This window comes from Corallococcus exercitus, assembly GCF_042231735.1.
Taxonomy (GTDB): domain Bacteria; phylum Myxococcota; class Myxococcia; order Myxococcales; family Myxococcaceae; genus Corallococcus; species Corallococcus exercitus_B.
On record NZ_CP102577.1, the window covers coordinates 6,438,549 to 6,450,700 of the forward strand.

General features: G+C 71.1%; 12 protein-coding genes and 1 tRNA gene. 10 read left to right on the forward strand and 3 right to left on the reverse strand.

Annotated elements, in window-relative coordinates; all coding sequences use genetic code 11:
* Positions 1-112: 112 nt before the first annotated feature.
* The 3 genes from NR792_RS25545 (at position 113) to NR792_RS25555 (ending at position 1,647) form a co-directional block, all read left to right on the forward strand.
* Positions 113-535 carry a DUF3592 domain-containing protein gene (locus NR792_RS25545; protein WP_375755300.1) on the forward strand — a complete coding sequence of 141 codons (423 nt, stop codon included), beginning with the start codon at positions 113-115 and terminating at the stop codon, positions 533-535.
* Between the two features lie 93 nt (positions 536-628).
* Entirely contained in the window at positions 629-1,099 is a 471-nt protein-coding gene (locus tag NR792_RS25550) for a DUF3592 domain-containing protein (RefSeq protein WP_375755301.1), read from the forward strand.
* 8 nt (positions 1,100-1,107) lie between these two features.
* Positions 1,108-1,647, forward strand: coding sequence for a DUF3592 domain-containing protein (locus NR792_RS25555; protein ID WP_375755302.1), 540 nt, complete (start codon positions 1,108-1,110; stop codon positions 1,645-1,647).
* Here the strand turns inward: NR792_RS25555 and NR792_RS25560 are convergent.
* The 3 genes from NR792_RS25560 to NR792_RS25570 all read right to left on the reverse strand — a co-directional run bounded on the left by NR792_RS25560 (position 1,644) and on the right by NR792_RS25570 (position 3,399).
* On the reverse strand, positions 1,644-2,600 hold the full coding sequence (locus tag NR792_RS25560; protein ID WP_375755303.1) for a TolB family protein: 957 nt from the start codon (positions 2,598-2,600) through the stop codon (positions 1,644-1,646). The two genes, NR792_RS25555 and NR792_RS25560, sit on opposite strands and share 4 nt — an antisense overlap.
* Positions 2,601-2,735: 135 nt before the next feature.
* Positions 2,736-3,266, reverse strand: coding sequence for a non-proteolytic archaemetzincin-like protein (locus NR792_RS25565; RefSeq protein WP_120529853.1), 531 nt, complete (start codon positions 3,264-3,266; stop codon positions 2,736-2,738).
* Positions 3,267-3,325: 59 nt separating this feature from the next.
* Positions 3,326-3,399: transfer RNA gene (locus NR792_RS25570), tRNA-Gln, on the reverse strand.
* A 334-nt stretch (positions 3,400-3,733) separates the two neighbouring features.
* On the opposite strand from NR792_RS25570, the gene NR792_RS25575 reads away from it, so the two are divergent.
* The 7 genes from NR792_RS25575 to NR792_RS25605 all read left to right on the forward strand — a co-directional run bounded on the left by NR792_RS25575 (position 3,734) and on the right by NR792_RS25605 (position 12,150).
* A complete protein-coding gene (locus NR792_RS25575) occupies positions 3,734-5,125 on the forward strand; it encodes a dihydrolipoyl dehydrogenase family protein (protein WP_375755304.1) in 1,392 nt (463 codons plus the stop codon).
* Positions 5,126-5,167: 42 nt separating this feature from the next.
* Positions 5,168-6,388 (forward strand): glycosyltransferase family 87 protein, encoded by a 1,221-nt coding sequence (locus tag NR792_RS25580; protein ID WP_375755305.1) that lies wholly within the window; start codon positions 5,168-5,170, stop codon positions 6,386-6,388.
* A gap of 82 nt (positions 6,389-6,470) precedes the next feature.
* Positions 6,471-7,244, forward strand: coding sequence for an energy transducer TonB (locus NR792_RS25585; protein WP_375755306.1), 774 nt, complete (start codon positions 6,471-6,473; stop codon positions 7,242-7,244).
* Positions 7,245-7,275: 31 nt separating this feature from the next.
* Positions 7,276-8,037, forward strand: a complete 762-nt coding sequence (locus tag NR792_RS25590) for a MotA/TolQ/ExbB proton channel family protein (protein WP_375755307.1) — start codon at positions 7,276-7,278, stop codon at positions 8,035-8,037.
* Complete coding sequence (locus tag NR792_RS25595) at positions 8,021-8,428, forward strand: biopolymer transporter ExbD (protein WP_375755308.1); 408 nt, start codon at positions 8,021-8,023, stop codon at positions 8,426-8,428. Before NR792_RS25590 ends, NR792_RS25595 begins: the two co-directional genes overlap by 17 nt.
* 16 nt (positions 8,429-8,444) lie before the next feature.
* A complete protein-coding gene (locus tag NR792_RS25600) occupies positions 8,445-8,876 on the forward strand; it encodes an ExbD/TolR family protein (RefSeq protein WP_375755309.1) in 432 nt (143 codons plus the stop codon).
* A 145-nt stretch (positions 8,877-9,021) separates the two neighbouring features.
* The gene (locus tag NR792_RS25605; RefSeq protein WP_375755310.1) at positions 9,022-12,150 is read left to right on the forward strand and encodes a TonB-dependent receptor domain-containing protein; all 3,129 of its coding nucleotides are present in this window, start codon (positions 9,022-9,024) and stop codon (positions 12,148-12,150) included.
* The last annotated feature ends 2 nt before the right edge of the window (positions 12,151-12,152 follow it).

Sequence of the window (12,152 nt, forward strand, 5' to 3'; positions counted from 1 at the left end):
CCGTTTCTCGGCGCCGGGTGCCTGCTTAGAGGGGGGTGGTACGCTTCACGGGAAGGCCGCGCCGCGGAAGTCCTCCAGGCGGCCTCCCTGCTCCCTGCATCCCGAGGTCGCCATGCACTCCCTCAACGTGGTCCTGTTCACGGTGTTCTTCGTGTTGGCACCTCTGGGAGTGATGGTGTTGCTGGTGCGCCAGCACCGGCTCACCCTGGCGCTGCGGGAGCGCGGACGGCTCGCCCAGGGCAAGGTGGTCCACATCCGCGAAAGCTGGCTGAAGCGGAACGTCTTCGTCGTGGAGTACGTCTTCCGCCCGCCGGGGAGGCCGGAGATCCGCGGCGAGTACAAGGTCCACAAGCACAGGCTGCCGTCCCAGTCCGTGTTCGAGGGCATCCCCGTGGAGGTCCGCTACCTGCCGGAAGACCCCCACCGGCACCAATGCGCGGAGGCGGAGGTCGAGCGGCACACCGTCGTGGCCGGGATCTTCGGCCTGGTGGTCCTCATGACCGTGGCCTTCGCCAGGGTGTTCTACATGCCCTGAAGGGGACCGGCCCGCACGCTACGGCGGAGCGTGGCGGGCCTTGCCGTTTCGCGCGGCCGGGTGCCTGCTTAAGGGGGAGGCAGGAGGCATGGCGTGGCCCTCTTCGCGGCGCGGGTGCTGGGAGCGACGTTCGTGGTGCTGGGCCTGTCCATGCTGGTGATGACCTGGGGGTCGTACCGGCGGGACCTGGGCATCCTGCGCGAGGGCCTGCACGCGGAGGGCACGGTGGTGAAGAAGGAGTTCCTCGCGGCCTCGGACGACAGCGACTACATCCTCGTCTACGCCTTCACGCCTCAGGGCGGAGAGCGCCAGGAGCACCGGCGGAACGTCTCCTCGGAGCTGTGGAAGCGGCTGCGCGTGGGGGACCACCTCCAGGTGCAATACGGCCGGGGTGACCCGCGACGAAGCTTTCCGGAGGGCCATGGGGTGATGTCGCTGGGGCTCGCCCTCTTCTTCAGCTTCGTGCTCGTGCTGCTCACCCTCATCGGAGGGGTGGCGCTGTTCGGGAGGGCGGTGCCTGAAGTCCCCCCGGTTGCCTCCACCTCCCTCCCCCCGTCATCCTGAGCGCCGCCATGCCCTTGAACGCGATCGTGGTCGGGGTGTTCCTCGTGGGTTCCATCCTGGTGGTGCTGGTGCGGCTGCTGCTCCAGCATCAGCTCACCCTGGAGCTGCGGGAGCGGGGGCTGCACGCCCGGGGCGAGGTGGTCAGCGTCCGCACGAGCTGGATGAACGGGAAGCAGCGCATCGTGGAGTACGTCTTCCACCTGGAGGACGGCTCGGAGGTCCGTGGCAAGTATTCCGTGAGCTCGGCCACGCTCTTCTCCTCCACTCCTTCCGAGGGGGATCCGCTGGAGGTCCACTACCTGCCTGACAACCCGCACCGTCACCAGCGCGTGGGGACGGAGGTCGGGCTGCTGGGCGCCGCGACCGGGGTGATTGGCATGGCGGTGTTCCTGGTGCTGCTCGTCCTCATGCTGATGAGCGCGCCCACGAAGAAGGCTCCGGCGCCGCGCGGGCCCACGCCCGCGGGCAGGCTGCGGAACTACGACGAGCCGTCCCCGGGCACGAGGCCGCTTCCCCCCGGGGAGAAGCGGCAGCTCGGTGCGTACTAGTTGGGCCCGTAGAAGGGCTCGTTCGCGGCGGGCACCGCGAGCGTGACGGAGCTGGCCGTGGAGGACACCGGCGCGAGGTAGATGCTGGGGTCGCCGCCGGAGTCGTTGAAGAGGAAGCCCAGCTGCGTGCTGCCCGCCCAGCTGGGGAAGCTCTCCTGCACGGTGCTCGCGGTGTAGTCCGTCAGCCGCCGCAGCGTGCCGCTGATGCCCGTGGCCGTCACGTTGCCCACGAAGATGCGCGTGCTGCCGGACGACAGCCGCCCGTCCAGCGCCACCTGCCGCCCGTCCGGCGACACCACCGCGCGGTTCGCGATGGCCAGCACCTCGTTGCCCAGCGACACGTAGCTGGGGGGGCTGCCACCGTCCACCGGCACGAACGCGAGCTGGTTGAACTGGAACGTGTTGCTGCCCGCGGGGGCCAGCACCGTGTTGCCGCTGGGGAAGAAGGACGGCGAGCCGTAGGAGATGGTCGTGCCCGGCGTCAGCTCCGTGAAGCCGCTGCCGTTCACCGCGATGCGCCCCAGCGAGCTGACCGACCCCGAGCCCCGGTCGAACGCGAACACGATGGTGCGCCCGTCCGGGCTGAACGTGGGCCCGCGGAAGTTGGTGCACGCGCCGCATGCCGCGTCGTTGCTGCTGATGAGCGTGGCCACCGGGCCGCCGGAGGTCGGCACCGTCTGGATGGACGACGTGCTGCCCGAGCGCTGCACGAACACGATGCTGCTGCCGTCCTTGGAGATGGCGGGCGTGTACGCGCCGCCGGCCGTCGTCAGCCGCTGCGGGCTGTTGGGGTCGCCGTCGTCGTCCACCACGTAGACGTTCCGGTCGCCGCGCACGAAGGCGAAGCCCCGGTCGAAGAGGACGTCACCAATGGTGCCGCCACCGCCAAAGTCCGTGGGCTCACACGCCCCCAACAACCCCACCGCCACCACACCGCCGAGCCATCGCCGCATGCCCATCATCCTGTCTCCCGCTGTGCCGGCCCTGTCACACGCACCGCGCCTGAACACTACAGGGCGCGCGGGACAGGACGTCAACGCACTCGGAGGCATTCACGCGCACCCGTGTCCGGGAGCGCGCACGGGTGTTCAGCGGTTGAGGCGGTTCAGTTCGTTGCGGCAGACGTTGCAGGGGCCCAGCGACTTGCGGTCGATGTCCTGCGGGGACTGCGGGAAGAACATCACGCAGCGCGAGTCCTCGCAGTACGACAGGCCGATGAGGTGCCCGGCCTGGTGCACCGCCTCCACCTGCACGCGGCGGCGGAGCGTTTCGCCCTCCGCGCCCTGGCGCAGCCGGAACAGGCTCATCACCGCGACCTTGGACTCGCGGTCCGCCTGGCCGAAGACGAAGGGCGAGTCCGGTTCAAAGAGGTCCGCGTCCGTCACGCCCATCACCAGGTCCTGCGGCGCATCATCCAGCACCGTGCCCAGCCGGCGCATGATGGCGTTGCAGTGGTACTGGCTCCGGTCCTTGTTGAACGCGTAGGCCGGCGACGACAGCGCCATCCGGCTCACGACCGCGCTGACGCCCAGGTGGGTCGCCAGCGGATCCTGCAAGCCGTTCACGAGCGCGGACGGTGGACTGCCCACGGTGACCAGCAGGAGCGTCTTCTGCGGCATCAGCCCACCGCCTTCTACCTCCGGACGGACGACGTTGACCGCGTCCCCCCGGAGCGGAGTGGCTGGGGCGCAAGGATTCGAACCTTGATAATCAGAGTCAAAGTCTGACGTCCTGCCATTAGACGACGCCCCAGCAGGTTCGCACGCGTACTCGTGGGCCGATACTACGGCACTTTGACGGGCGCGGGAACCCACTCTGACGATGGGCCCCTCCAGTCGTGGAGTACGGGGGGTGGATCACGCCCCTCGGACGCCACTCGGGGGGCAGGCGGGGGGGCGGGCTGTCATCCACCCGACAGGCGCCCCCTGGCCTTTCCGCCCTATGGACGTCCGGACGCGGGGCGTCACGAAGCCCTGGCGGGGCTGTCGTCCTCTGGTGACCAGCCACTCCATCCACCATCCGACGCGCGGCGGCGGTCGGATTGGCGGGACGGCCTTCCCCGGGCAAGCAGGGGCCGGGAGGCTTCATGGCCGAGACTTTCGACGTGGTGGTGATTGGGGCGGGTCCCGCGGGCGAGAACGCGGGCGCGCGGGCGGCGGCGGGTGGCTTGAAGGTCGCGCTGGTGGAGCAGGAGCTCCTGGGCGGCGAGTGCTCCTACTGGGCCTGCATGCCCAGCAAGGCGCTGCTGCACCCCGGCGAGACGCTGTGGCTGGCGAAGCACACGCCCGGCGTCCGCGAGCTCATCCAGGGTCCCCTCAAGGCGGACGCCGTCCTCAAGCACCGAGACCAGATCGTGTCCGGCTACGACGACCGGAGCCAGGTGAAGTGGGCGGAGGGCGCGAAGCTCACCGTGGTGCGCGGCCAGGGCCGGCTCGCCGGTCCGCGCAAGGTGGCCGTGACGGGCAAGGACGGCAAGGTGCGCGAGCTGGAGGCGAAGAGGGCCGTCGTCGTCGCCACGGGCAGCAAGCCGCGCCTGCCGGACATCCCGGGCCTGAAGGACTCCAGGCCCTGGGACAACCGCGAGGGCACCGGCGCGAAGGCGGTGCCGGGCCGGCTGGTGGTGCTGGGCGGCGGCGTGGAGGCGGTGGAGCTGGCGCAGGCATGGCGCGAGCTGGGCTCGGAGGTGACGCTGGTACAGCGCGGGCCCCGCGTGCTGAAGCGCTTCGAGCCCTTCGTGGGCGAGCAGGTGGCCGAGGCACTTCGCGACTCGGGCGTGCGGGTGCTGCTGGAGACGCAGGCCACCAAGGTGCAGCGCTCCGGCGCGCAGGGCGAATACACCGTGACGCTGACCGGCGGGGACACGCTGCGCGCGGACGCGCTGCTGGTGGCCATGGGCCGCACCGCGCGCACGGACGACCTGGGCGTGGACACGGTGGGGCTCAAGCCCGGCGCGTCCATCGAGGTGGATGATCAGCTCCGCGCCAAGGACGTGGACGGCGGCTGGCTGTATGCCTGCGGCGACGCGAACGGCCGCAACCTGCTCACGCACATGGGCAAGTACCAGGCGCGGCTGTTGGGCGACATCCTCCTGGGCAAGCCCGCGCAGGCGTGGGCGGACGCGAAGGCCGTGCCGCAGGTCGTCTTCACGCACCCGCAGGTGGGCAGCGTGGGGCTCACCGAGGAAAAGGCGCGCAAGGCGGGCGTGCCGGTGAAGACGGTGCAGTACGAGCTGGGCAACGTGGCCGGCGCCTCCGTCATGGGCAAGGACCTCAAGGGCACCGCCAAGCTGGTGGTGGACGAGCAGCGCCGGGTCATCGTGGGCGCCACGTTCACCGGACCGGGCGTGGGGGAGATGATCCACGCGGCCACCATCGCCGTCGCGGGCGAGGTGACGCTGGACACGCTCTGGCACGCGGTGCCGTCGTACCCCACCGTGAGCGAGGTGTGGCTGCGGCTGCTGGAAGCCTACGGGCTGTGATTGCGGCGGGGCGCCCCCGCGTGGAATGGTGCGCGCCCCACCGTGTCCCCCTCCGTGAACGAGCACCGCCGCCACGCATCCCTGAAGGTGGAATGGGCGCTCCTGCTGGTGCTCGCGGTGGCGGCCGTGGCGGTGGGGCAGCATCCCCGGCGCGGCGCGGACTTCCGCGTCTACCTCACCGCCGCCGAGCGCTTCCGCGAGGGCACGGACCTCTACCGCGCCGAGGACGGCACCATGCCGTTCAAGTACGCGCCCGTCACCGCGCCCCTGTTCCTGCCCTTCACCGCCGTGCCTCCGCGCGTGGCCGTGGCGCTGTGGAACCTGGGCTCCGTGCTCGCGCTCGGCGCCGTGTCCGTGCTCACGCGCCGCGCGGCACCTGCCTCCGGTGAGGCGACTCCGTGGCGGTGGGCGCCGGTGCTCGCCACCGCCGTGCTGCTGCCCGCGTTCTCCTTCGAGATCTTCTACGGCCAGGTGGACGCCGTGCTGCTGTGGCTGCTGGTGCTCGCGGCGGTGGGCGCGGAGCGGGGCCGCATGTGGGGGCCGGGCGCGGCCTTCGCCATCGCGTGCCTGCTCAAGCCTCCGGCCGCGCTCCTGGGGCTGTTCTTCCTGGCGCGCAGGCACTGGCGCGTCGTGGGCACCACGGCCCTCTTTGGCGTCCTCCTGGTGCTGCCCACGCTGGGCCGCTACGGCTGGACGGGCACGCTGTCACAGCTGCGTGACTGGACGGAGATCCTGGCGCGGACCACGCCGCCGTGGGCGCTGGGGCACAACCCGCAGGGCCTGCCCACGCTGCTGCTGTCCCTGGTGCTGCCTCCGGAGTCGCTGCCTCCCGCTGGTGCGATGACGCTGGCACAGGCCGTGGCGCTGGGGCTGTTCGTCGTGGCGCTGGTGTGGGCGCGGCCCGGGCCCGTGGAGCTGCTCGCGTTCTGCTGCCTGGGCGTCACGCTGTTGTCACCTCTGGCGTGGCGCGCGAACTACCTGCTCGCGTGGCCGGTGATCCGCGCGGCGTTGGAGGGACGCTCGCGGCTGGGGCAGGTGTGCGTGGCGGGAGTCGCGCTCATCGGCATGACCGTGTCGGACGCGGTGCTGGGAGCGGACCCGGCCCGGCGCGTGCTGCTCTTCCGGCCGTTCGCGGTGGCGTACTCCGCGCTGCTGATCGCGCTGTTGTGGCAGACGCGGCGTCACGGGACGCCCACGGCGGTTCTTTCCGACAAGGCCGTGACGCACCTGCCGCGTGGCTTCCTGAACGCCCGCGGTTCGTGACCCAATCGAGACACGGCCGGGGGCAAAGTGTCACGGAGCCTGAACCTTCGTGACACACGGCGTCGCTATATGCGTCCCCGTCATGTTCGAAACGTTCGACAGCGCCTCCAGCGCCCCCGCCGCCCGGCGGTTCGCGCTCTCCACGACCGCGTCGGTCGCCGTCTTCGGACTCATCGCCGTGGCGGCGATGACCGCGGCCAACACCGTGAAGGAAGTCATCAAGGAGAAGAAGGTGGACGTCGTCTTCCGTCCCCCTCCCCCTCCGCCGCCTCCCGTCGTGGAGGTGAAGCCGCCGCCCCCGCCGCCTCCGCCCGTCGCGAAGCCTCCGCCGCGCGCCGCGCCTCCCGTCGCCAGGGCCGCGCCTCCGCCCGCGGTGCCCACCGTCGCGCCCGCGCCGCTGAAGGCCCCGGACGCGGTGCCGCTCGACAAGCCGCCCGAGGCTGAGAAGGAAGTCGTCGCCGCGGCGCCCATGGCCGTCGGTGGCACCGGCACGCTCGTCCCTGGCGGTGTGGTGGGTGGCACCGGCAGCGGCGAGGGCATGGCCATTGGCGGCGGCCGCGCGCAGCCCATCAACCTGCCGGAGACGGGCACGCCGCCGGAGCCGCTGGCCGCGAACCTCATCCCCGAGTACCCCTCCGACGCCCGCTCCAAGGGGCTCGAGGGCCTGGTCATCCTCAAGGGCGTCGTCGAGGTCGACGGCCGCGTCACCGGCCTCAAGGTGATGCGCGGCGATGAGCCCTTCGCCAGCGCCGCGCTGGCCGCCGTGCGCACGTGGCGCTTCAAGCCCGCCGTCGTCTCCGGTCAGCCGACCGCCGTCTTCCGCATCTTCAAGGTCCCCTTCCGCCTCAAGTCCTGACGCCTTCCTCCCCCTTCGGAGAGCCACCGCCATGAACTTCAATCTCAAGGAAATCTACGAGCACATGGGCGTCTTCGCCCTGGGCATCGCCTGGACGCTGATCGCCTTCGCGGTCGCGTCGCTGGCGGTCTTCTTCGAGCGCCTGTTCGTCTTCTTCCGCTCGCGCGCCGCGTCCCGCCAGTTCGCGGGCCGCGCCGGTCCGCTGCTCGCGCAGCAGCAGCACGACGCGCTGGTGAAGGAAGCGGACGGCAACAAGAGCAGCCACCTGGCGATGATGCTGGGCGGGGGCATGAAGACGTTCCTCGCGAAGTCTCGCGCCCCCGCCGGCAAGCTGGGCGCCGTGGAGCTCACGCGGCGCGACCTGGTGCGCATCAACGAGCGCATCACCGCGGACGTGCGCCGGGGCATGTCGGTGCTGGCCACGGTGGGTTCGGTGGCGCCGTTCGTCGGTCTGCTCGGCACGGTGGTGGGCATCATCGAGGCCTTCGCCGGCATCGCGAAGGAGGGCTCCGGCGGCCTGGGCGCGGTGTCCGCCGGTATCGCGGAGGCGCTCGTCGTCACCGCGCTGGGCCTGCTCGTCGCGATTCCCGCGGTGCTGATGTTCAACTTCCTGTCCACCCGCGCGGACGCGCTGCTGCTCACCCTGGAGCAGGCCCGCAGCGAGTTCATGGACCACCTGGAGGACATGGCCGGCGACAAGCGCGCGGTGGCGGCCCACGGCGGCTCGCACGCGCCGGGCGCCTCCGACGTCGTCTCCACGCGGACCGAGGCGGGCGATGTCGGCCACGCGTAGGAGCCTCACGCCGGAGATGAACGTGACGCCGCTGGTGGACGTGGTGCTCGTCCTCCTGATCATCTTCATGGTCGTCACGCCGCAGCTGGAGGCCGGCGCCGCGGTGGACCTGCCCGCGGCGATGAACCCGGACGCGGAGAACAAGAACCTGGAGCCCACCACGGTGAGCCTGGCGGCCAACGGGTCGTTCTACCTGGACCGCAAGCAGCTGACCCGGGACGCGCTGGTGGTGGAGCTCAAGGCGCTGCACCAGGCGAAGCCGGACGCGCCCGTGGTGCTCAAGGCGGACAAGGGCGTGGCGTACGCGCAGGTGCGCGGCGTGTTCAAGGCGATGCAGGACATCGGGTTCCCGGGCATCAGTCTCCAGGTCATCGACCGGAAGAAGAACTGAAGGGGAGGCACGCGCCATGGCTTTCGACGTCGGAGGCAGCAAGGGCGGCGGTGTCCGCCCCACGATGAACGTGACGCCCCTGGTGGACGTGGTGCTCGTCCTCCTCATCATCTTCATGGTCGTCACGCCGCTGATGACCAAGAACCTGTGGATGAACGTGCCGGCCAAGCCGGACAAGACGGAGGCCACGCCGCCTCCGCCGCCGGACGCGAAGCCGCCCGTGGTGCTCACGGTGGACAAGGCCGGCACGCTGCGCATCAACCGCGAAGAGGTGCCGCGCGACCAGGTGGTGGCCCGCCTGCAGCGCATGCTCAACGCGCGCGCGGACAAGATCGTCTTCTTCGACGCGAGCGACGCGGTGCCGTATGGCAGTGCCATGGAAGTGCTGGACCTGGCGCGGGGCGGGAACATCACCGTCGCCGTGCTGCCGGAACGACTGGCGGACTGACTCCGGGCGCCCCGCGCGCGGCTCGTGAAGCCGCGCGCGGTTCGTGACGCCGAGTTTTCCCGCCCCCGCCACAGACGTCACAAACCCTTCATCCCAATGCCACGGGCGTCGCGTTGAGTGCGCGTCGCTGTCGGCAAGGAGAGCCGTGTTGTCTTTCTCGACCTTCGTGCGCGCCGCTGTCGCGTCACTCGTGCTCATCACCCTGCCTGCCTTCGCGCAGGCGCCCGGCGCGGACTCCACCGCGCCCGCCGCGCCTTCGCCTTCCGCGTCCCCTGGCCAGCAGCCCGCCGGAGAGCTTCCGCCCGTGCCGGGCACGACGCCCGCCCCTTCCGCGCCGTCGCAGCCGGACGGAGCGCTGCCCACCAGCCCCGCGCCGTCCCTGGGCACGCAGCCCGGCAGCGCAGCGAACCCGCTGCCTGTTGATCCGTCCGCCACTCCCGCGCAGGCCGCGCAGCCTGTGGATCCTTCCGCTCCGGCCGCCGCGCAGTCCGGCACTCCGGCCGACGGTGCCACGCCTTCGGAGGCCACGGCTTCCGACGAAGCCGCCATGGGTGATGAGGCCCTGGCCGAGTCCGCCGCGCCTCCGCCGGGCTTCACCGGCATCTACGGCCGCCTGACGGACGAGGCCAACGGTGAAGGCCTCATCGAGGCCACCGTGAAGGTCGTGACGGGCGCCGACAAGCAGGCCCTCACCGACCTGGACGGCAACTACAAGCTCGCGCTGCCGCCGGGCAAGTACGACCTGCGCGCCTTCTACGACGTGTACCAGGGCCGCCGCATCACGGGCGTCGTCGTCACCCAGGGCAAGGCCACGAAGCTGGACGTCGCGCTCAGCGCGGACGTGGGCGCGGTGCAGGAGGTCGTCGTCGAGGCCCGCTCCGACCGCCGCGCGGAGGGCGCCCTGCTCCAGGACCGCAAGAAGGCCGCCGCCGTCTCCGACGCCATCAGCGCGCAGGAGATCGCCCGCACGCCGGACTCCAGCGCCGGTGACGCCGTGAAGCGCGTGGTCAGCGCCACCGTGGTGGACGGCCGCTACGTCCTCCTGCGCGGCCTGGGTGGCCGCTACGCCACCACGCTCCTCAACGGCGCGCTCCTGCCCAGCCCGGAGCCGGACGAGCCCAGCGTGCCGCTGGACCTGTTCCCCACCAGCCTGCTCGCCAACCTCAACGTGGTGAAGAGCTACACGCCGGACCTGCCGGGCACCTTCGGCGGCGGCACGCTCCTCATCGAGACCAACACCTACCCGTCCCAGTTCGAGTTCAAGCCGCGCCTCACCCTGGGCGGCGACACCGTCACCACCTTCCGCGAGCGCAACTCGCAGGCGCAGGGCGGCTTCGGTGAGACGCTGGGCTTCGCCTCCTCCGACCGCGACCTGCCGGACTCCATCCCCCGCGACCACCGCCTGGGCGCGGGCGGCGAGTCCGCGCAGCAGCTGGAAGGCCAGTGGGAGAGCTTCACCAACGTCTGGGAGAAGCGCACCACGCGCGCCGCCCCGAACCTGGGCCTGGGCGCGTCGCTGGGTGACACGCTGCGCTTCGGCAACCAGCGCCTGGGCTACCTGGCCACCGTCAACTACGGCCACCGCGACGGCGTGCAGACGGGTGACTTCGCCCGCGCGGCCCGCGACGAGTCCGGCAGCCTCATCTCCCAGGACGTGGCGCGCACCACGCAGGGCTTCTCCACCGCGAACCTCAGCGGCCTGGCCAGCCTGGGCTACCAGTTCGACCGCGACAACGAGCTGACCCTCTTCAGCCTCTACACGCGCGGCACCGACACGCGCACGTACACCGCCAACGGCAACAACAACGTGCGCGGCGACACCTACGCCAGCACCCGCCTCCAGTTCATCACCCGCGCGCTGTCCTTCACGCAGCTGCGCGGCTTCCACCGCCTGGGCCTCCTGGGCGACTCCGAGGTGGACTGGCAGGCCAACGTCTCCCGCGTGGACCGCGACGAGCCCGACACGCGCGACACGCTCTACAGCGCCGCCCTCAACAACCCGGACGCGCAGCTGTCCTTCCCCAACCAGCCCAACAGCGGCGAGCGCTTCTTCGCGGAGCTGGGCGAGACGTCCACCGGCGGCAGCCTCAACCTCACCCTGCCCTTCACCTCCGACTTCCGCCTGAAGGTGGGCGGCCTCACGCAGGTGTCCTTCCGCGACTTCAACGCGCGCCGCTTCCGCTACCTGCTCACGGAAGAGCCGGTGGACCGCACCCAGTCCCCCGAGCAGCTCTTCTCCCCGGACAACGTGGGCACCTCCATCACCGTGCGCGAGACGACGCGCGCGGATGACGCCTACAACGCCTTCCTGGGCATCTACGCCGGCTACGTGTCCGCGGACTACAAGCCCGTGGAGCCGCTGCGCCTGGTGGGCGGCGTGCGCCTGGAAGCGTCTTCCCAGCAGCTCACGCTCGAGGACCCCTTCACCGGCGTGGAGAGCGACACCGGCGGCGCGGATCAGCACTACCTGGACGTGCTGCCGTCGCTCAACGCCACCTACGCGCTGTCGCCGGCGGTGAACCTGCGCGCGGGCTACAGCTACACGCTGGCGCGGCCCACCTTCCGCGAGCTGGCGCCCTTCATCTTCTTCGACTTCGTGCGCCGCCGGAACGTGTCCGGCAACCCCGACCTGCTGGAGACGCGCATCCACAACGTGGACCTCCGCGCCGAGTGGTTCGTGGGCGAGAACGACGTGCTGGCCGCGAGCGCCTTCTACAAGCGCTTCCAGAACCCCATCGAGCGCGTCATCCGCAACCCGGACTCGGGCGACCTGGGCTTCGAGAACGCCGCGGGCGCGGACAGCTACGGCGTGGAGCTGGAGGCGCGCACGTCGCTGGCGCGCTTCAGCCCCTCGCTGCGCCCGGTGCGCGTGGGCGCGAACCTCACGCTCATCCAGTCGCAGGTGGACCTGGGTGACTCCGCGGTGGTGGGCGCGCAGACGAACAAGGACCGCCCGCTCCAGGGCCAGTCGCCCTACGTCATCAACGTGAACGTGGGCTACGAGCGGCCGGAGAGCGGCACCGAAGTGGCCGTGCTCTACAACGTGTACGGCCAGCGCATCAGCGAGGTCGGCGTGCAGGGTCTGCCGGACGTGTACGAGCGGCCCTTCCACCGCGTGGACATCAGCCTCACCCAGAAGCTGGGCGCGACGCAGCTGAAGCTGACCGCCGCGAACCTCCTCAACGCGTCCGTCACCCTCCGCCAGGGAGACGTGACGGTGCAGACGTACAAGCCCGGGGTGGCGTTCACCGCGTCGCTCGGCTGGGCCCTGTAGCT

Coding starts and splice junctions, on each gene's coding strand:
- NR792_RS25575 (WP_375755304.1), top strand. CDS start 3,734: ATGGCCGAGACTTTCGACGTGGTGGTGATTGGGGCGGGTCCCGCGGGC.
- NR792_RS25565 (WP_120529853.1), bottom strand. CDS start 3,266: ATGCCGCAGAAGACGCTCCTGCTGGTCACCGTGGGCAGTCCACCGTCC.
- NR792_RS25560 (WP_375755303.1), bottom strand. CDS start 2,600: ATGCGGCGATGGCTCGGCGGTGTGGTGGCGGTGGGGTTGTTGGGGGCG.
- NR792_RS25590 (WP_375755307.1), top strand. CDS start 7,276: ATGAACTTCAATCTCAAGGAAATCTACGAGCACATGGGCGTCTTCGCC.
- NR792_RS25595 (WP_375755308.1), top strand. CDS start 8,021: ATGTCGGCCACGCGTAGGAGCCTCACGCCGGAGATGAACGTGACGCCG.
- NR792_RS25545 (WP_375755300.1), top strand. CDS start 113: ATGCACTCCCTCAACGTGGTCCTGTTCACGGTGTTCTTCGTGTTGGCA.
- NR792_RS25585 (WP_375755306.1), top strand. CDS start 6,471: ATGTTCGAAACGTTCGACAGCGCCTCCAGCGCCCCCGCCGCCCGGCGG.
- NR792_RS25555 (WP_375755302.1), top strand. CDS start 1,108: ATGCCCTTGAACGCGATCGTGGTCGGGGTGTTCCTCGTGGGTTCCATC.
- NR792_RS25600 (WP_375755309.1), top strand. CDS start 8,445: ATGGCTTTCGACGTCGGAGGCAGCAAGGGCGGCGGTGTCCGCCCCACG.